The sequence below is a fragment of the Mesorhizobium sp. M0676 genome (assembly GCF_040320535.1).
Taxonomy (GTDB): Bacteria; Pseudomonadota; Alphaproteobacteria; order Rhizobiales; family Rhizobiaceae; genus Mesorhizobium.
In genome coordinates this window covers 120,090-138,714 of record NZ_JAMYPU010000010.1, presented here as the reverse complement: position 1 = coordinate 138,714, position 18,625 = coordinate 120,090, and the positions used below count along the sequence as shown (strand labels likewise).

19 protein-coding genes and 1 pseudogene are annotated in these 18,625 nt (G+C 64.1%); 8 read left to right on the top strand and 12 right to left on the bottom strand.

All coding sequences use genetic code 11. The features are described 5' to 3' along the window. Positions 1–6: 6 nt before the first annotated feature. Positions 7–279, bottom strand: coding sequence for a hypothetical protein (locus NKI35_RS13680; protein ID WP_023742415.1), 273 nt, complete (start codon positions 277–279; stop codon positions 7–9). An 86-nt stretch (positions 280–365) separates the two neighbouring features. Beyond that, positions 366–1,118 carry a DUF899 domain-containing protein gene (locus tag NKI35_RS13675; RefSeq protein ID WP_023695474.1) on the bottom strand — a complete coding sequence of 251 codons (753 nt, stop codon included), beginning with the start codon at positions 1,116–1,118 and terminating at the stop codon, positions 366–368. Between the two features lie 389 nt (positions 1,119–1,507). Here NKI35_RS13675 and NKI35_RS13670 point away from each other — a divergent pair, with 389 nt between their 5' ends. Together NKI35_RS13670 and NKI35_RS13665 are read left to right on the top strand one after the other, a co-directional pair. Continuing rightward, on the top strand, positions 1,508–2,728 hold the full coding sequence (locus NKI35_RS13670) for a helix-turn-helix domain-containing protein (RefSeq protein WP_352740388.1): 1,221 nt from the start codon (positions 1,508–1,510) through the stop codon (positions 2,726–2,728). 29 nt (positions 2,729–2,757) lie between these two features. Continuing rightward, complete coding sequence (locus NKI35_RS13665) at positions 2,758–3,390, top strand: Vgb family protein (protein ID WP_023730380.1); 633 nt, start codon at positions 2,758–2,760, stop codon at positions 3,388–3,390. 52 nt (positions 3,391–3,442) lie between these two features. Here NKI35_RS13665 and NKI35_RS13660 read toward each other — a convergent pair whose 3' ends face one another. Continuing rightward, positions 3,443–3,748, bottom strand: coding sequence for a hypothetical protein (locus NKI35_RS13660; RefSeq protein ID WP_023689804.1), 306 nt, complete (start codon positions 3,746–3,748; stop codon positions 3,443–3,445). 284 nt (positions 3,749–4,032) lie between these two features. Here NKI35_RS13660 and NKI35_RS13655 point away from each other — a divergent pair, with 284 nt between their 5' ends. Then, positions 4,033–4,377 (top strand): PQ-loop domain-containing transporter, encoded by a 345-nt coding sequence (locus tag NKI35_RS13655; RefSeq protein ID WP_023827255.1) that lies wholly within the window; start codon positions 4,033–4,035, stop codon positions 4,375–4,377. Positions 4,378–4,414: 37 nt separating this feature from the next. Here the strand turns inward: NKI35_RS13655 and NKI35_RS13650 are convergent, their stop codons facing one another. Further along, positions 4,415–5,146 (bottom strand): DUF2270 domain-containing protein, encoded by a 732-nt coding sequence (locus NKI35_RS13650; protein WP_023703102.1) that lies wholly within the window; start codon positions 5,144–5,146, stop codon positions 4,415–4,417. A 239-nt stretch (positions 5,147–5,385) separates the two neighbouring features. On the opposite strand from NKI35_RS13650, the gene NKI35_RS13645 reads away from it, so the two are divergent. Continuing rightward, positions 5,386–7,680, top strand: a complete 2,295-nt coding sequence (locus tag NKI35_RS13645; protein ID WP_352740385.1) for a cation:proton antiporter domain-containing protein — start codon at positions 5,386–5,388, stop codon at positions 7,678–7,680. Positions 7,681–7,709: 29 nt separating this feature from the next. On the opposite strand, the gene NKI35_RS13640 is transcribed toward NKI35_RS13645, so the two are convergent. Next, the gene (locus NKI35_RS13640; RefSeq protein WP_352740383.1) at positions 7,710–8,918 is read right to left on the bottom strand and encodes an MFS transporter; all 1,209 of its coding nucleotides are present in this window, start codon (positions 8,916–8,918) and stop codon (positions 7,710–7,712) included. Positions 8,919–9,173: 255 nt separating this feature from the next. On the opposite strand from NKI35_RS13640, the gene NKI35_RS13635 reads away from it, so the two are divergent. Beyond that, the gene (locus tag NKI35_RS13635) at positions 9,174–9,593 is read left to right on the top strand and encodes a VOC family protein (RefSeq protein WP_023819080.1); all 420 of its coding nucleotides are present in this window, start codon (positions 9,174–9,176) and stop codon (positions 9,591–9,593) included. Between the two features lie 95 nt (positions 9,594–9,688). Here NKI35_RS13635 and NKI35_RS13630 read toward each other — a convergent pair whose 3' ends face one another. Further along, a complete protein-coding gene (locus NKI35_RS13630; protein WP_023740061.1) occupies positions 9,689–10,276 on the bottom strand; it encodes a dihydrofolate reductase family protein in 588 nt (195 codons plus the stop codon). 136 nt (positions 10,277–10,412) lie between these two features. Here NKI35_RS13630 and NKI35_RS13625 point away from each other — a divergent pair, with 136 nt between their 5' ends. After that, positions 10,413–10,829: a winged helix-turn-helix transcriptional regulator gene (locus NKI35_RS13625; protein WP_023819079.1), complete on the top strand. Its 417-nt coding sequence runs from the start codon at positions 10,413–10,415 to the stop codon at positions 10,827–10,829. Positions 10,830–10,866: 37 nt separating this feature from the next. Here NKI35_RS13625 and NKI35_RS13620 read toward each other — a convergent pair whose 3' ends face one another. Beyond that, positions 10,867–11,115: an FAD-dependent oxidoreductase gene (locus tag NKI35_RS13620; RefSeq protein WP_245274447.1), complete on the bottom strand. Its 249-nt coding sequence runs from the start codon at positions 11,113–11,115 to the stop codon at positions 10,867–10,869. Positions 11,116–11,285: 170 nt separating this feature from the next. Between NKI35_RS13620 and NKI35_RS13615 the strand changes: the two genes are divergently transcribed. Then, entirely contained in the window at positions 11,286–12,386 is a 1,101-nt protein-coding gene (locus NKI35_RS13615) for a flavin-containing monooxygenase (protein WP_352740379.1), read from the top strand. A gap of 20 nt (positions 12,387–12,406) precedes the next feature. Here NKI35_RS13615 and gcvA read toward each other — a convergent pair. Then, a pseudogene (gene gcvA / locus NKI35_RS13610) lies at positions 12,407–13,304 on the bottom strand (transcriptional regulator GcvA). A 117-nt stretch (positions 13,305–13,421) separates the two neighbouring features. Between gcvA and NKI35_RS13605 the strand changes: the two are divergent. Continuing rightward, entirely contained in the window at positions 13,422–14,126 is a 705-nt protein-coding gene (locus NKI35_RS13605) for an SDR family oxidoreductase (protein ID WP_023712526.1), read from the top strand. A gap of 31 nt (positions 14,127–14,157) precedes the next feature. Here the strand turns inward: NKI35_RS13605 and NKI35_RS13600 are convergent, their stop codons facing one another. The 4 genes from NKI35_RS13600 to NKI35_RS13585 all read right to left on the bottom strand — a co-directional run bounded on the left by NKI35_RS13600 (position 14,158) and on the right by NKI35_RS13585 (position 18,571). Next, positions 14,158–15,060: a carbohydrate ABC transporter permease gene (locus NKI35_RS13600; protein ID WP_023673469.1), complete on the bottom strand. Its 903-nt coding sequence runs from the start codon at positions 15,058–15,060 to the stop codon at positions 14,158–14,160. Between the two features lies 1 nt (position 15,061). Then, positions 15,062–15,961, bottom strand: a complete 900-nt coding sequence (locus NKI35_RS13595; RefSeq protein WP_373432851.1) for a carbohydrate ABC transporter permease — start codon at positions 15,959–15,961, stop codon at positions 15,062–15,064. A gap of 159 nt (positions 15,962–16,120) precedes the next feature. Continuing rightward, entirely contained in the window at positions 16,121–17,446 is a 1,326-nt protein-coding gene (locus tag NKI35_RS13590; RefSeq protein ID WP_023693796.1) for an ABC transporter substrate-binding protein, read from the bottom strand. Positions 17,447–17,485: 39 nt separating this feature from the next. Further along, entirely contained in the window at positions 17,486–18,571 is a 1,086-nt protein-coding gene (locus NKI35_RS13585; RefSeq protein WP_352740377.1) for an ABC transporter ATP-binding protein, read from the bottom strand. Positions 18,572–18,625: the final 54 nt, after the last annotated feature.

The following is an 18,625-nucleotide window of genomic DNA, read 5'->3' as shown; positions in this document are numbered from 1 at the left end:
TCCAGCCTATCGCCGGACCGGCCGGCCGGAAATCACGCGCAGCCAAGGCGCCAGATGGACGGCGCTCATCAAGAGATACATCACCGGCATGCCGGTGAGCGGGGAGGCATCGGCCCCCAGGCACGACATGACGCCGTCGCCAGCGTGAATGCAGGTAAGCAGCGCCATCACGGCGAAAACAGGGGCCGCGGCGAGGCACAGCCAGTCGGCGGTGCGGAGAGAAACTGCATCGGAGCGTTGAGGGACCTCACTGCCGGTGCCTGTGCCGATATCGCTCATGGTCGTAATCCCTTGATGATCAATGCCCGGGTTTCCTGTCCCGTGAGGGACAGGAAACCAAGCTGGATGGGCGCCGCTCCAGGTCCTTACTTGCCGTCCTTGTTGCGGAACGCGGCTTCGCCGGCCGCCGACACTTCCTCCCACGTCTTGTCGGGTGCGGCGTCGTAATTGTCGTGCCAGTTCCACCAGCTGTAGAGCTCGGTCTGCGGATAGCCTTCGGGCGAATCCTCCCAGATTTCCTGACGGCCGAGCGGCGTTGCGTCGAGGTAGCTCCAGACCGTGCCCATCTGCTCGTCGCCGCGGTTGTTGATGAAGTAGGTGCGATACACTTTCTTGCCGTCCTGGATGAACACGTTGTGGCCGTGCCATTCGTCGACGCCGAAATCCTTGTCGAAACTGTCGGTGATTGTGTACCAGGGCATCTCCCAACCCATCCGCTGCTTCAAGCTGGCAATGTCGGCCTGCGGCGCGCGGGAGGCATAGGCAAGCGTGGTGTTGCGGGCGTTGAGATGGGCGAGATGGCCGACCTGGTCGGCGCCGAGCGAACAGCCGCGGCAGGCATGTTCGGGCCAGCCGTGGACGCCGGGTTCGTAGAAGGCGCGGTAGACGATCAACTGCCGCCGGCCCTCGAACAAATCGAGCAGGCTCGCTTTGCCGTTGGGACCTTCAAACACATAGGCCTTGTCTACTTCCATCCATGGCATGCGCCGGCGCTCGGCCGACAGCGCGTCCCTGGCGCGCATCGTTGCCTTTTCCTTCACCAGCATCTTTTCGCGCTCGGCTTCCCATTCCTGCCTTGAAACGACCGGTGGGGTCTTCATTGCCACGTGCTTGGTCATTGCTTGTTTCCTTTGCCAGTTGTTGAGCCGTTGTGGCTTGTCGTTGACTGTTGATCGTGAGGCAGGCTAGGGCCGCGAGGCGGCGAGGGCGGAGTTACAAATGTGACGGCATTTGCAGGCGGGCCACCGCAGCAGGGGTGGCGAGGCCGCACGGTGGGCTCGAAGTCCTCGGAAGCTGGCATGGTCGGTTTTTCCTTGTTGAGAAGCTTAACACGACTGTCTGAGATGCTCAGGCTAGCGAATGCGAATATTGCCGTCAACGCAGGCCCGGGCGTCTTCAACCAGTCCAGATGGCTAGGTCGCCGTCCGCGGCTTGCTGCTTGGCGGTGGTGACTTAAGTTAGGGCCGATAAGGGGAGCGGTGGGAGTTACAAATGTGACGGGATTTGCATGGACTCGCTGATCACCGCGGCAGGGCTGGCGCTGGCGGCGGGCAATCCGCTGGCGGCACTCGACCGCGTCGCCTTGCGCGAGGATGCCCCGGCGCTGGCGTTGCGCGGCATTGCCATGGCGCAGCTCGGCGATTTCGATCGCGCCAAAGTACTGTTGCGTAGGGCCGGCCGTGCCTTCGGTCCAAAGGAGGCGGTGGCGCGCGCCAGATGCGTTGTCGCCGAAGCCGAGATCGCGCTTGTTTCGCGTGATCTCGGCTGGCCATCCAAGGCGCTCGACGCGGCGCGGTCGACATTGGAAAAGGATGGCGACCGGCTGAACGCGGCGCATGCCGGGCATCTCAAAGTGCGCCGCCTGCTTCTGATCGGCCGCCTCGACGAGGCTGAAGACGTGCTGGCTGGGCTCGATCCGTCGCCGCTTCCGCCGGCCTCACGCGCCGCGCATGAACTCGCGGTTGCCGGCATCGCCATGCGGCGCCTGAAGACGAAGGCCGCGCGCGCAGCCCTTGAGTGGGCGCGCCATGCCGCCCGCCGGGCCGGCATTCCGGGTCTTATGGCGGAGGTCGACAGCGCCTTCCTGGCGCTGGAGACGCCGGCGGCGCGGCGGATCGCAGGCGGCGAGGAGCATCCGCTGTTGCTCGAAGAGGTCGAGGCGCTGCAGGCGTCGCGCGCGCTGGTCGTCGATACGTTCCGCTATATCGTGCACAAGCAGGAAACAACGATCTCGCTGGCAACGCGGCCGGTGCTGTTTGCGCTGGCGCGCGCGCTTGCCGAAGCCTGGCCGGCGGATGTGCCGAGGGCGACGCTGATTGCCCGCGCCTTTGGCGGCCGGCATGCCGATGAATCGCATCGCGCCAGGCTGCGGGTCGAGATCGGCCGGCTGCGCGCCGAATTGCGGCCGCTGGCGGGCATCGGCGCGACCAGCCAGGGCTTTGCGCTAAAGCCGCGCGAAGCAGGCTCCGTGGCGGTGCTGGCGCGGCCGATCGAGGAGCGGCACGCCGCGGTGCTGGCCTTCCTGGCCGATGGTGAATCCTGGGCCAGCTCGGCGTTGGCGCTGGCGCTGGGCGCCGGACAGCGCAGCGTACAGCGGGCGCTCGAGCAGTTGGCCGAGACCGGCAAAGTGCAGTCCTTCGGCCACGGCCGGGCGCGGCGCTGGATGACGCCACCGGTCGCTGGTTTCACGACCACCTTGTTACTCCCGTCGCCGCTGCCGAACGGCTAGGAAAGGTGACCATGATCGAGGACCAGGACATGAAACATTCAGCAGCGGAAATCCTGCGCGAATACGGGCCCTTTCCTGATGTCGACACCGTGCACGGCGTGAGCTTCGACGGACAGAATGTCTGGTTTGCGACGGGCGAGCGGCTGACCGCCTTCGATCCGGCAAGCGGTGAGACGCTGCGCTCGATCGATGTCGCCGCCCATGCCGGCACCGCCTATGACGGCCGACATCTGTTTCAGCTCGCCGGGGACCGCATCCAGAAGATCGACCCGGATACCGGCAAGGTGCTCTCCACCATCCCGGCGCCCGGCGGCGGCCGCGATTCCGGCATGACCTGGGCCGAGGGCACGCTCTGGGTGGGGCAAAACCGGGAGCGCAAGATCCACCAGATCGATCCCGAGACCGGGAAAATCCTGCGCACCATCGACTCAAACCGCTTCGTCACCGGAGTGACCTGGGTCGATGGCGAGCTCTGGCACGGCACCTGGGAAGGCGACCAGAGCGATGTCCGGCGCGTCGATCCGCAAACTGGCAAGGTGCTGGAACGGCTCGACATGCCGGCGGGGGTGGGCGTTTCCGGGCTCGAATCCGACGGCGGCGACCGCTTCTTTTGCGGCAGCGGCCCCGGCGGCATGGTGCGATCGGTGCGTCGGCCGAAGTAAGGCCGTCAAGTATTGGGCCGGCAGCGTATTTCCTACGGTCATCCCGCCGAGATCATATCCCGGAGCCGTCGAGCAGCGGGACGTCTTCGCCTTGCCACGGACTTGGCATTGAAGCCCGGCTCAGATTGGCCGTCGGCAGCGGCATCCAGCATTTCAACTCCGGTTCGGGGTATTCGATCACCCGTCCTGGCGACGAATCGGAAGAGCGCCAGCCCTCCGTGCCGAACTGGTCGGCGCGCGACCAGTAAGCGAGGTCGACCTCGGCCGGCCCCTGTTCCGATGGCCTGACCGTGACCAGGATGCGGCTGCCGTCCTTGGGGGCGCTCGCCATGTGCCGCCAGCGATCGGGTTCGTCCATTCTCATGTCCTCCTGCACGTTGCAGGGATAGTCGCCGCGCGCTTGGCAGCGGTCAACCCGAACTTTGCCCAAGCACGAGATCTGTTTAGTACTCCCGCGCCGTCGGCCGAAACAAGATCTGGTTCATGTCGACCTCGTCGGGCTGGCTCACGGCGAACGCCCCCATGGCGAAAGAGTCCGGATGCCGGGCCGCAACAGGAAAATCGAAACCGGCATGTGAACGGGCTCACATGCCGCCACTGCAAGGAACGCTATGGGACGTCCGGCCATGACAGGGGTTTCGGATGACACTTGCTGATCTGTCTTTTTATCTTTTCACTATTTTCAATGGCTTGCGGGTGGTGTCCTACCTGCCGCAGATCATGCGGGTGGCCCGGGACAGGCACGGGGCGTCGGCGATTTCCTACGCGACCTGGCTGTTGTGGACAGGCGCCAACGCCACGACGGGACTCTACGCCCACATCAATCTGAACGATCCCGCTCTGGCGGCGATCAACTGGCTGAACGCCGTATGCTGCGTGCTGGTCATCGCGCTCACCGCCTACAAGCGCCATCGCGCACGGCTTCCGGTTGAGGAAGCCGCAAGCCGGTCGGAAGCGACCGCTCTGATGGTCGACAATGTCTGCTGAAGATCACCGCGGCAGATTGCGCTTTTCGAGGCCGCTCTCAGACATGCACGGTGCCATGCGAAAGCTCGCCCTCATCGCGTGAGATGAGGAAAGCGGCTGCGAGTAGGCCGACATAGAACAGCCCGACCATGCACACGACATAGATGCCTGGAACCGGGCCGAGCTGCGCCACGCGCGCGGCGTCGAGAAATGACGCGCCCAAGCCTATCGGCGACCCTTCGCGCTGCAGACTGGGCGTCGTGATCTTCAGCACCCACGCCAGCATCAGGATCGTGTACATGAAAATGTAGTTGCGGCGCAGCCGGCGCACCAACGCCGCGCGTTGCGAGATCAGGAAGCGCGGCGAACGCAGGCCTTCGCCGACGATGGCCAGCCAGTTGGAGGCGTAGTCGGGCTGCGGCGAGAAGATCTGCGCGAAATAATAGCGCTCGAACTGGCGCACCCTGGCCCGGTAGACGTCGAAGAAACGATAGCGCCGCGCCTCGATCCATAGCAGCAGCGTGGTCAGCAGCATGGCAAAGAGCAGCACCCCGTGATGGGCGCTGGGCGTCGAGAGTGAGACTGAGAGCATGGCGGCGACCACAGTAATCGCCCAGTTGCTGGTACGGTCCAGCCGGTCGCGCCAGCCGGCCATGCGGGCTATTTCGGCGCGGTGGAAATGCGACATGGTGGCCACGAATTCCGATGAGGTGAGCTTCAGCGCGAACGCATCAGAGGCCCGCGGCGCTGCAGCCGCTTCGTCGGTTTTCACGGTCTTGACCTGGGACATCCCTTGCCACGCGCCTCCCAACGCCATGGCCGGCCGAAACGACGCCGGTCATCCCCATCCGCGCAACGCGCAATCGGTTGAAAATGTTCCGTCGCCGGCCCGGGTCTCGGCGGTTTATCCGCAATCAGATAGGCCCGTTATGCGATTCAGGTAAGGAGGAACCTGCGGCGCGCCAAGGGAGCGTGGCGTGCAACCGATCTCGCCCTCAAAACGTTATACCGGGCACAATGAGGGGGTGCATGTCCTTCGTGGTCAACCGGCGCCGGTCGGTCGCGCTTGCCGCGGCAGCTTTCGCATTCATGCCGGCCGCATCGTTGGCAGCCGAAAAGACCGGCATGTCCAGCGAGGGCATTTTCGTTCTCGAAATCCTCCTTCTGCTTCTCGTCGGCCGCGGCATCGGCGAGTTGCTGGAGCGTCTCGGCCAGCCGGCGGTGATGGGTCAGCTCATCGGCGGCATCCTGCTCGGGCCATCGCTGCTCGGCTGGCTATTGCCGGAAGCAGAACGCGTGATCTTTTCAGGCGACGCCACCCAAAAGAGCATGATCAGCGCCATCGCCCAGCTCGGCGTGTTGATGCTTCTGTTGCTCACCGGGATGGAGACGGATCTGCGGCTGGTGCGCAGGGTCGGCCGCGCGTGCTTTTCCATCTCCGCCGCGGGCGTCGCCGTGCCTTTCGCGCTCGGCTTCACCGCCGCGCAGTTGATGCCGGCCTCGCTGCTGGCCGACGGAACCGAGCGCATTGTCGCCGGTCTCTTCCTCGGCACGGCGCTGTCGATCTCCTCGGTCAAGATCGTCGCCATGGTGGTGCGCGAGATGAACTTCATGCGCCGCGATCTCGGTCAGATCATCGTCTCGTCGGCCATCATCGAGGACACGATCGGCTGGGTGATCATCGCCATCACCATCGGCATCGCCACCAAGGGGCGCATCGAGCTCGGCAGCCTTGCCTTCACCATTGTCGGCGTCGCCGCCTTCATGGGGTTTTCCTTCACGATTGGCCGCCGCATCGTGTTCGACGCCATCCGCTGGACCAACGATACGTTCCGCAGCGAATACGCCGTCGTCACCGTCATTCTCGCCATCATGGGCGCAATGGCGCTGATCACCGATCTGATCGGCGTCCACACCGTGCTCGGCGCCTTCGTCGCCGGCATACTGGTTGGGGAATCGCCGATCCTGTCGCGTCATATCGAAGGGCAATTGCGCGGCGTCATCATGGCGCTGTTCATGCCGGTTTTCTTCGGCGTCGCCGGCCTTTCGGCGGATCTCACCGTGCTTGTCGACCACGAGCTTGCGCTACTCACGGCCGCTTTGGTGCTGATCGCCAGCTTCGGCAAATTCGCCGGCGCCTTCATCGGCGCCGAGCTTGCCGGCATGAGCCGCAAGGAAGGCATCGCCGTCGGTTGCGGCATGAACGCGCGCGGCTCGACCGAAGTCATCGTCGCCTCTATTGGCCTGTCGATCGGCGTTCTGTCGCACAATCTTTTCACCATGATCGTGACCATGGCCGTCATCACCACGCTCGCCATGCCGCCGACCTTGCGTTGGGCACTCGGCCGCTTGGCGATGGGCGAGAACGAGAAGAAGCGTCTGGAGCGCGAGGAGATCGACCAACGCGGCTTCATCGCCAATCTGGAACGACTGCTGGTGGTGACCGATGAGGGCGTTGTCGGCCGCTTTGCCGCTTACCTCGCAGGAGTCGTGGGCGCCGGCAGGCCGACGACGGTGCTGCATGCCCGAGGCGAGGGGGAGGAGGCCGAGCCCGGCACGGATGCGAAGCTCGAGCCGATCGAAAAGGGTGCCGAGGACAGCCGCGAGGCCGCCAGGAGTTCGGACGAGGAGCTGGCCCGCGCGGCGCCTGTCACGCGGCGCCACGAGGCCGAGCTTTCGGCCGAAACGGTTGCCAAGGAGGCGCGCAAAGGCTATGGGCTGCTGCTGATCGGGCTCGGCCGCGCGGTCACGTCGAAAGGTGGGTTTGCCCGCCGCATCAACGAGATCGCCGGCGCCTTCGAGGGCCCGCTATGCCTGGTGCTGAAGGCGACCGGCGCCGGCCGCCAGATGCCAAGGCTAGGACCTGAAGGCGGGAAGATTCTGGTTCCGGTCAACGGCACCGCGATCGCCCGCCGGGGTGCCGAAATGGCGCTGGCGATTGCAGCGGTCACGGGTGCGCGGGTCAAGATACTTTATGTCGCGCGCGTCGGCCGCGACGAACCGCGCGACACTGTCTCGCATCGCCGCAGGGAGGCGGTGCTGAAGGATACCGTCGCACTAGCCGACCGCTATGGCGTCGAGATCGAGACGGCCATCCGCAGCCGGGCCGCCGCCGCCGATGCCATTGCCCGCCAGGCCGGCAGGGGGGCGGCGCTGATCGTCATGGGCGTGGCGCGGCGCCCTGGCGAGGAACTCTTCTTCGGCGAGACGACCACCGGCGTGCTGCAGCGCTGCCAATGCCCGGTGGTGCTGATCTCGGACGCCAGGCTCAGCCGCGACGACGAGGGCAGGGAAGAGCTGCGCTCGGGAACGGGGACAGGGTGATGAGTATTTCCCTCGAGGGGAAATTTCGCTCATGCCGCCTGCAGCCTCTCTCGGCCGGGCTGCGGCGGGAAGGCGATGGCGATGCCGGCAGCACCGAGGCCGATCAGCGCCGAGCCGATGAACAGCCAGGAATAGCTGGCATAGGCGTCGAAGATCATGCCGCCGGCGAGCGGGCCGAACGACATGCCGAGGCTGGACAACAGGGTCGCGGCGCCAAGTATCGTGCCGATGATGCGTGGCCCGAAATAGTCGCGCGCCAGAACCGCATAGAGCGGCATGACGCCGCCATATGTGGCGCCGAAGATGATCGCCAGGAGATAGAACTGCTCGAGATTGCCGACGGCGAGATAGGCGGCGATCACCACCGCCTGGATGGCGAGGCCCACGATCAGCACCGGCTTGGCGCCCAACCTGTCGCCGAGCACGCCGTAGAGCACGCGCCCGCCAAGGCCGGCAAGGCCCTCGACGCTGTAGATCGACACGGCTGCCATCGGCGCCACGCCGCACGACATGGCATAGCTCACCATGTGGAAGATCGGCCCCGAATGCGCCGCGCAACAGGCGAAGAAGGTCATGCCCAGCACCAGGAATTGCGGCGAGCGCAGCGCCTGGCCGACTGACATGCCGGGGGCCGCGGCAGGCGCGGGCGCGCTGCCATCCGCTGCCGCGACCGCCGCCGACGGCTGGCGCACCAGGAAGACGGCCGGCAGCAACAGCACCCAGGCCATGATCCCGATGTCGAACATGGCGGTACGCCAGTCATAGGCCGTGATCAGCCAGCGTGCGAAGGGCGAAATGGTCATCGGCGCCACGCCCATGCCGGCCGAGACCAGCGACACGGCCAGGCTGCGATGGGTCTCGAACCAGGCGGTGGTCAGCGCGATCATCGGCGCGAAGAAGGCGCTGGCCGCCATCCCGACGATGACGCCATAGCTCAGCTGGAAGACCAGCAGCGATTGGGCTCGGCTCGCCACCACCAGCGACAGGCCGAGCAGCACCGCGCCGGCAAAAACCACCGGGCGGGCGCCGACACGGTCATAGATGGCGCCCCAGGCGAAACCGCCTGCGCCCATCACCAAGAAATTCAGCGTCATGGCGCTGGAAATGCCGGTTCGCGACCAGTTGGTGTCGAGCGCCATCGGCTCGAGAAAGATCGCCAGCGAAAACATCGCGCCGAGCGCCACACAGGTCATCAGCGCGCCGCACGCGACGATCACCCAACGGTAGGAACTGTTCATGCTCTTCTCCCGAGATCGGTTTCGATGCGGCGCCACTCGCTCCAGCTCCGTTGCGCCGCTTGCGTCCGAAGGACGTTGGCGGGATTTCGAATCCGACAATCCGGTTGCATTTTTTATCCGGTCTGCGTGGAAGTCCATCCGGATATGACAAAAGCAGGGGTGTAAGGCTGCCAAGCGCGCCGACAAATAGACTGCCGAATTGACGAGCCGCTCCGCGGCGCTAGCTTTGTGGTCTCGCGACGGGAGAGATCGCTCATGGAACTGCATCGCGGCCGCCTCATCGACCACGTCCAGCTGGTGGTCAGGGACCTCGAGGCGAGCCGGCGCTTCTATGTAGCAGTCTTCAAGGCGCTCGGCATTCCGATCGGCGGCGAGGCCGAGGACTATTTCTGGGCCGACGAACTGTTCATCTCAAGCCTCGACAGCCGAGCGGCGAGGGGACAACTGACCGGGCGCCATCATCTGGCCTTCCAGGCCAGGGATAACGCCATGGTCGATGCCTTCTACAGGGCCGGCCTCGATGCCGGCGGGGCCGACAATGGCGCGCCGGGTGAGCGGCCCTACCACCCCGGCTACTACGCCGCCTTCCTGCTCGACCCCGACGGCAACAACATCGAGGCGGTGTTTCACGGGCCGGCAAAGCGAAGTGCCGCTTCGGTCGAGATCAATTTCTAGCGCAGGTTCACGAGGAGCGGGTTGCGGTGATCCGTCCGGAGTTCTCGCAAAAACAAAGAGTTGAAGCGGTCCACGGATTCAATCGCTGAACTGCTTCACATTGCCGGCGCGTAGCGGTTCACCACCATTCCGCAGGCATAGGCTTTAGAGCCGAGGAGGCGCAATTTCCGGAAGCCGCCACGGTCGAAAATCCGCTCGCCGTCGCCCAGCGCGGCCGGATTGATGAACAGCTGGAACTCATCGACCAACCCCGCTGCAATCAGCGCCGAGGCAAAGCCGGCGCCGCCGAATACCGCCATGTCGCCTTCACCTTCAGCTTTCAGCGCCTTGACCTCGCGCGGCAGGTCGCCGCTGGCAACCGTCGTGCGCTCCCACCGCGATGCCGCGAGCTTGTCGCTCAGCACCACCTTGCGCGCCTCGACGATGCGCTGCGCAAAAGCGTAGAAGGGATCGCGCGGATAGCTTTTTGCGGCATTGCCCCAATGGGTTAGATAGCCTTCTTCGGCCATCTTGCGGCTGAGCAGAATGGTATCGATGCCAGCGAACACCGTGTTGAAATCCTGCTTCAAGTCGTCGTCCCACGGGCAGTTGGCGCCCCATTCCCAGAGCTGCCAGTGCTCATCGCCGGCCGCGCCGACAAAACCGTCGACCGATATCTGCATCTGCAGGATCAGCTTTCTCATCGTCGTTCTCCTGATTGAGCTCTGGTGTCACCAGCGCCAGGTCAGGCGGCGTTAGTGATTGCTTTACTTTCGGAACCATTGACACGAGAGAAAAATGATGTCAATAGTAAAGTGATTTAAAAATGGAAGCATTCAAATGTCGACCAGGGAAAGATCCGGCTGCCCCATCAGCCTGTCGCTCGAATTGCTCGGTGACCGCTGGACGCTGCTGATCATCCGCGACATGATTTTCGCGGGAAAAAGGCACTTCCGGGAGTTTCTGCTATCAGGCGAAGGCATCTCGTCGCGCACGCTGGCCGAGCGGCTGCAGACCTTGCAGGATGAGGGCATTGTCACCAGAAGCGACGACCCCACGCACAAGCTCAAGGCGATCTACAAGCTGACGGAGGCGGGCATCGACCTGTTGCCGGTGCTGGCGACGCTCGGCGCCTGGGGCAGCAAAAACCGCAACGCCGATGACAAGCTGGCAAGGATCGCCGATGAACTGGCGACGGGCGGCGAGGCAGGCCTGGAGCAGATAAAGAAGAAGCTGCGCGCCGAGCATATCGGCTAAGGAGCAACGCCAGCCCTCCCTTCGGGCCGATGGCGGGCTACATCGACACGACGTCGCGCAGCCTCACCCTTCCCATCCTGCAAATCGCTGTGGCCAGAGCCATGTCTGCTTCGGATTGCCATCGCCCGAACACGGCCTCTTCCAGCCAGCGCGCGGTGGCGGGGGCGGCATGCATGCCGATTGGGCCCATGCCGCCATGCACGTAGAGCTCTTCGACCGCGGTGCGGCCGTCGACAGGCAGCCCGTCCGACAGCATGGGGCGATTGCCGGGATAGACATTCGTCACCCTGGGTGAGCCGAGACCGGACAGGATGCGCAGCGTGCGCGCCGCGATGCGAAGGCGTCTCGGCGCTAGCGCGCCGATCCACCTTCTCCAACAAGGGCAGAAGGTGAGGCGCGCCTTGTCCCGCCTGCGCTTCTACGCGTAGCCTAAGGAGCTAGCGGGAGGAGAATCGCTTGGACACCACTGTCGTTATCGGCGCCGGGCCTGCCGGCCTTGCGGTCGGTGCCTGCCTGAAGCGGGCAGGAGTGGATTTCATCCTGCTCGAAAAATCGCAGGAGATCGCGCCCGCCTGGCGGCGGCACTATCGGCGGCTGCATCTGCATACGGTCAAGTCGTTCTCGTCGCTGCCGTTCCTGCCCTTTCCCAAAAATTATCCGCGCTACGTGCCGCGCGAAATGGTGGTCCGCTATCTCGACGACTACGCGGAAAAATTCGATCTGCGCCCGCGCTTCGGCGTGACGGTGAAAGCCATTCGCCTCGGGGACGGCGGTTTTCTGGTCGAGACAGGATCGGACAACATCAAGGCGCGCCATGTCGTCATCGCCAGCGGTAACAATGCCGAGCCGATCGTCCCCCGGCTCCCTGCTATCGAGGCTTTCAAGGGCGAGGTGCTGCACAGCGCCGACTATACGCAAGCGGCGCCCTTTGCCGGCCGCTCGGTGCTGATCGTCGGCATGGGCAACACCGGCGCCGAGATCGCGCTCGACTTGGCGGAAAGTGGCGCGCGTCCGACCATTTCGGTGCGCAAGGGCGTCCACATCGTTCCGCGCCAGCTGTTCGGCGTGCCGATCCAGATGGTCGGCATCGCCAGCCGGCCGATGCCGCAGGCGCTGAACGACTGGATGTTCCCGATCATCCTCGATTTCGCGCTGGGCAAGCTCGAGAAATACGGCATCGTCAGGCCGAAGCAGGGCATCCTGCAGCAGATCGACGAAGTCGGCCGCATCCCGGTCATCGACGTCGGCACGGTCGACGCCATCACCAAAGGCGCCATCAAGATCGCACCCGACATAGCGGGCTTCACCGAGCGCGGCGCTGCGTTCACCGACGGCAGGCAGGAAAATTTCGACGCCGTCATCCTCGCCACCGGCTATCGCCCGGGCTACGAAAAGTTTCTGCCCGTGGAATTGCAGCCGGAGCGCAGTGGCGTCAACGCCCGCGCCTCTCAACTCGGCCTCTACCTCGTCGGCTTCTACAATCCGGTCACCGGTCTGCTACGAGAAATCGGCAGGGAGGCGAAGGCGGTGGCGGCCGACATTGCGCGGCGGCGGTAAAAGGGGAGATCGGCTATCCATCACAGCCGCGCCGCATCGCCCTCATCCAGCAGCCATCGCCGCACGGCTTGCGTCGGTTCTGGGTGCCGTTGCTTGCGCGGCATCACGACATAGAAATCGTGCGTCCCACGCATCTCCGCGTTGATCGGCTGCACCAGCCGGCCGGCGGCAATGTCGGCGGATACGAGAAACCGGCTGGCCAGCGCGATGCCCTGGCCGGCAATGGCGGCGTCGATCGCGAGGCCTGTCTGGTTGAAGCGCATGCGTTTGGCCTCGGCGGCCATCCTCAGGCCGAGCGCCTTTTCCATGAATTCCGGCCATAGATTGTGCGCGTCGTGCAGCAGGACGTGGTGCTGGATGTCGGTCGGCGCGATCTCGTTCGCGCCGGTCGGCAGCAGGGCAGGGCTGCAGATGGCGACGATCTGCTGTGGGAACAACAGGTCGACCATCAGGCCGGCGCCGAAGGGCGGGCGGCCTTGCCTGACCGCAATGTCGACGCCGTCGGCCTGAAAACTCGACAGGCTTTGGCTGGCCAGGATGCGCAAATCGACGAGCGGGTTGTGGGCGACGAACTCCGGCAGTTTGGGGATCAGCCATTTGGTGGCAAAGCTCGGCGTGACGCTGATCGTCAGCCGCGCCGGCTCGGGCCGCAAGCAGCGTTGCCTCGGAGATCAGCTCGAAGGCGCGGCGAATGTTCGGCGCATAGGCACGTCCCTCATCGGTCAGCGCTAGGCCGCGCGGCAGCCGGTCGAAGAGTTTTGTGCCGAGATCCGCCTCCAGCCCGCGTATATGCTGCGCCACCGCCCCTTGCGTCACGTTCAGCTCCTGCGTGGCGATGCGGAAGTTGAGATGACGCGCGGCGGCTTCGAAGGCACGCAGCGCATTCAACGGCGGCAGGCTCAGGAAGGCTTCGGGCATGCAGGAGTTTTTCTACAGCTTGATTTCAGGCTTTCTGGTTCGAACCAGATGGCAAGACCGGCTATATCATCCTTTGAAGTCGCGAGACACACGCCGCAAAACCCCAAGGAGAGAAAAATGAGTGTAGAAAAAGTGGCAGTGGTCGTCGCCGGTGGCAGCGGTATGGGCGCGGCGGCGGCCAAGCGGCTGGCGGCGGACGGGTTCAAGGTCGCGATCCTGTCGTCCTCAGGTAAGGGCGAGGCCTTGGCGAAAGAGCTTGGTGGCCTCGGCGTCACCGGCTCCAACCAGTCGAATGACGATCTGCAGCGGCTCGCCGACCTGACGCTCGAGCGCTACGGCCGCATCGACGTGCTGGTCAATAGCGGCGGCCACGGGCCACGCGCGCCGATCCTCGAGATCTCGGACGAGCAGTGGCACACCGGTCTCGACGTCTATCTGATGAACGTCATCCGGCCGGTGCGCATCGTGGCGCCGCAGATGGTCAAGCAGAAGGCCGGCGCCATCATCAACATCTCGACCGCCTGGGTGGTCGAGCCGAGCCCGATGTTCCCGACATCCGCCGTGTTCCGCGCCGGGCTTGCCGCCTACACCAAGATCTTCGCCAACACCTACGCCGCCGACAATGTGCGCATGAACAATGTGCTGCCCGGCTGGATCGACAGCCTGCCGGCCACCGAGGAGCGCCGCGACAGCGTGCCGATGCAGCGCTACGGCACCTCGGAGGAAATTGCCGCGACCATCGCCTTCCTCGCTTCCGAAGGTGCGGGCTACATTACCGGCCAGAACATCCGCGTCGACGGCGGCATCATCGGCGCGATCTGACCGCGCCGGTCGCCTCGCGTGAGCCGGCGCGTCACTCCTTCACCGCGCCGGTCATCGACGAGACATAGTGCTCGACGAAGAACGAATAGAGCACCACCACCGGCAGCGAGCCGATCAGCGCTCCCGCCATCAGCGCCCCCCATTCGTAGACGTCGGAGCGCACCAACTCGGTCAGCACACCCACCGGCACGGTCTTGTTTTCCGAGGACTGGATGAATGTCAGCGCATAGATGAACTCGTTCCATGACAGGGTGAAGGCGAATATGCCGGCGGAGATCAGGCCGGGCACCGACAGCGGCAGCACGATCTTGGTGAGGATCTGCCACCGGCTCGCTCCGTCTATCAGCGCGCATTCTTCCAGTTCGAACGGGATGGAGCGGAAGTAACCCATCAACAGCCACGTGCAGAACGGCACCAGGAAGGTCGGATAGGTAAGGATGAGCGCGAAGGGCGTGTCGTAGAGCCCGAGGTTGAACACCATTACCGACAGCGGAATGAACAGGATCGAGGGCGGCACCAGATAGGCGAGGAAGATGCCGAGGCCGACCTGCCGCGCCCCGGAAAACCGCAGCCGCTCGATCGCATAGGCGGCGAACACCGACGCCAGCAGCGACAGGAAAGTAGCGGCGGTCGAGATGATGATCGTGTTGAGCAGCCAGCCCGGATAGGAGGTCTCGAACAGGAGATAGCGGATATGCTCCAATGTCGGATGCACCACCCAGAACGGATTGAACTGCGCATAGTCGGTCATCTCGAGATTGGGCTTAACCGCCGTGATCGTCATCCAGTAAAACGGAAACAACAGCACGAAGACGAACACCAGCAGCGGCAGATAGACCGTCACCACGCGGCGCGGCAGGCTCTGCAGGTAGCCCATGCCGCCTTCGTCGATATCCCCACGTTTCGCCTTCCTTGTCGCGGCCGTCTTGACCATGTCAGTCTCCGCCGCCTTGTTGCCATTTGCGGCGTTGCAGGCCGAAATAGCTGAACAGGATCGCCGCCAGCAGGAACGGGATCATGGCCACCGCGATGGCCGCGCCCTCGCCAAGCTGGCCACCGGAAATGCCGCGCTGGAAAGACAATGTCGCCATCAGATGCGTGGCATTCACCGGTCCGCCCCGGGTCAGCACGTAGATCAGCTGGAAATCGGTGAAAGTGAACAGCACCGAGAAGGTCATGGTGATGGCGATGATCGGCGTCAGCAGCGGCAGAGTCACATAACGAAACAACTGCCAGCGACTGGCGCCGTCGAGCGTGGCCGCCTCGTAGAGCGACTGCGGAATGGTCTGCAGGCCGGCGAGCAGCGTGATGGCGACGAAAGGAATGCCGCGCCAGACGTTGGCGGCGATAACCGAAGCGCGCGCATTCTCCGGATCGCCGAGGAAATTGATGCGGTGGTCGATCAGGCCCATTTGCTGCAGCGCCCAGGACAGGATGGAGAACTGCGAATCGTAGATCCACCAGAAGGCGATGGCTGACAGTACAGTGGGCACCACCCAGGGCAGCAGGACTATCGCGCGGAAGAACGATTTGAACGGCAGGTTTTCATTGAGGATGAGCGCCAGCCACAGGCCGAGCACGAACTTCAGGATCGAGGCGCTGACCGTGTAGAGCAGCGTGTTGAAGACGGAGAGCCAGAAGACGTTGTCATTCCAAAGGTACTGATAATTCTCGACGCCGATGAAGATGCCGGGGCGGCCGATCCGGGCATCGGTGAAACCGAGCCAGACGCCCAGCCCGAGCGGATAGGTCAGGAAGACCAGCAGCAGCGCCGCCGCCGGCAGCATGAAGCCGAAGCCCAGCGCGTTGCGGCTTTCGGAGATCCGCGAAAGCATCGACGGACGCGGCTGGGCGGCAACGGACGGCACGGCCATGGACAGCTTCCTCAGGAGGTCTCCTTGGTCGGTGCGGGCGACCGCCAAGCTATTTCGGGCAAGCGATTTCAGGAACCGGGCCGGGCAGTGCAATGGAGGCTGCCCGGCTCAGCTGTGCTCTTAAACGCGGTAGTAACGGTTGGCGCGCTTCTCCGCCTCTTCCATCGCCTCCTGCGGCGTCGCCTGGCCGGTCACCGCCTTGGCGAACATGTCGACCAGGACATAGTCGGCCATGGTCGCCGCCGAGGCATAGCCGAGCGGCCCGGCATAGCCGTTGGGACGCAGCGTCGCCGAGGCCTTGGCGTAGGCGGCGTTGTTCGGGTCGGCCGTCCACACCGGATTGTTGTCGAAGGCCTTCAGCGTCTGGCAGCAATAGCCCGCCGAGGAAGTGATCCAGTCGGTCATCTGCGGATCCTCGAACATGAACTGCAGATAGGCCTTGGCCGCATTGGGGTAGGGCGTGTAGTTGAAGATGACGGCCGTTGTCACCTGGAACAGTTCGACCGATTTCCCGACGGGACCGATCGGCAGGTTGGTGGTGCGGATGTCCTTGGCGATCTCAGCCAGTTTCGGATCGTTGTCCTTGTTGATCTTGGCCGTGTTGTAGGCCGAAATTCCGTTGGCGATGACACCGAGTTCGCCGGCCAGGAAGGCGCGGTTGTTATTGACGTCGAGCCAGCTTTCGGTCCCGGGAATGAAGGTCTTGTAGAGTTCCTGCGCGTAACCGATCGCCTTTAGCGTCTCGGGGCTGTTGATCGCCACCTTGCCGCTCTCGTCGACCATCTGGCCGCCATGGCTCCACAGCAGCCAGTGCGCGTAGTTGTTGCCGTCGCCGACGCCATGGCCGTGCGTGAAGCCGGCCGGATGTCCCTTTGCCTGCAACGCCTTGCAGAGCTCGAGGAAGCCTGCCGTGTCCTTCGGAAATTCGGAGAAGCCGGCCTCCTTCACCCAGCTTTCGCGATAGACGATGGCATTGCCGATCGTGGCCAGCGGCAGGCCGACGAACTTGCCGTCCCGCGTCGCATATTGCTTTGGTCCGTCGTGCCAGCCGCCATATTTCGAGCCCAGATACTCGCCGAGCTCGGTCACGTCATGCAGCTTGTCGGGATATTGATGCGGGTCGTCGAACCAGACGAACATGAGGTCCGGGCCCGAACCGACATTGGCGGCGACCGCTGCCTTGGGGCGAATGTCCTCCCAGCTTTCCTTGTCGACACGAACCTCGACACCTGTCGCCTCGGTGAAGCGCTTGGTGTTGGCCAGCCATTGATCCTCATCGCCCTTGACGAAGGGCGACCAGCGCAGCAGCCGCAGCTTTGCGCCTTCCTCGGGCTTGTATTTCAAGCCCTCCTGGGCAAAAGCCGGCGAGCCGACGAAGCGGCTTCCCAGAGCTCCCGCCGCAGCACCTGCGGTCGTGCGGATTACATCGCGTCTCGTGAATTTCATGGTCGTCTCCTCCGGTTTATCTTCCTCGCTATGCGGTCCTTACCATCCGTTACGCGCTTCAAATCGTGTTCCGGTCTTGCCGTCAAAGAGATGAATCAGGCCAGGCGCGGCAGAGAGCCGTATGGATTCGCCCGGTGTTAAGGCATGGCGTTCGCGGAAATTGGCGACGATCTCGTCGCCGCCGGCGGTGCGGCCGATGATCTGCACTTCCGACCCGGTCGGCTCGACCACCGCGACGGTGACTGGAATGGCTTGGTCTGACGATAGCCGCAAATGCTCGGGCCGTATTCCCAGCACCACCGGATGACCGTTGCCAACGGCCGGCGCGCCGGCCAGCGGCACGGAAATTCCCCCGGCGCCGCGAAAGGACGGAGACCCGTCGGTGACGATCTCGCCCTTTATCAGGTTCATGGCGGGCGAGCCGATGAAACTGGCGACGAAGAGATTGTTTGGCCTGTCGTAGAGCTCCAGCGGCGGTCCGATCTGTTCGACGATGCCGTCATGCATGACGACGATCTTGTCGGCCATGGTCATGGCCTCGATCTGGTCGTGGGTGACATAGACTGTGGTCGTCTTGAGCCGCTGGTGCAGTTCCTTGATCTCGGCGCGCATCTGCACCCTGAGCTTGGCGTCGAGATTGGAGAGCGGTTCGTCGAACAGGAAAACCTGTGGATCGCGCACGATCGCCCGGCCCATGGCGACGCGCTGGCGCTGGCCGCCGGAAAGCTGGCGCGGATATCGCGTCAGCAATGGCACCAGCCCGAGGATTTCGGCGGCGCGCTGAATGCTGGTAGCGCAATCGGCCTTCGAAACACCTTTGAGCATGAGCGAGAACGCCATGTTCTCGGCGACCGTCATGTGCGGGTAGAGCGCGTAGTTCTGGAACACCATGGCAACGTCGCGCTCTTTCGGCGCAACGTTGTTGACGACCCGATCCCCGATCGCGATCTCGCCCCGAGAAATCTTTTCCAGGCCGGCGATCATCCTGAGAAGGGTCGATTTTCCGCAACCCGACGGGCCGACCAGCGTGACGAATTCGCCGTCGTCGATATCCACACTGACGCCATGCAGGACCTCGACGGTCCCGAACGATTTGTAAACATCGCCGATCGCGACAGACGCCATCGATCTCCTCCCGAATGCTTCTTGCGACGCCCCGAAGGAAACCGCTCCTCTCCC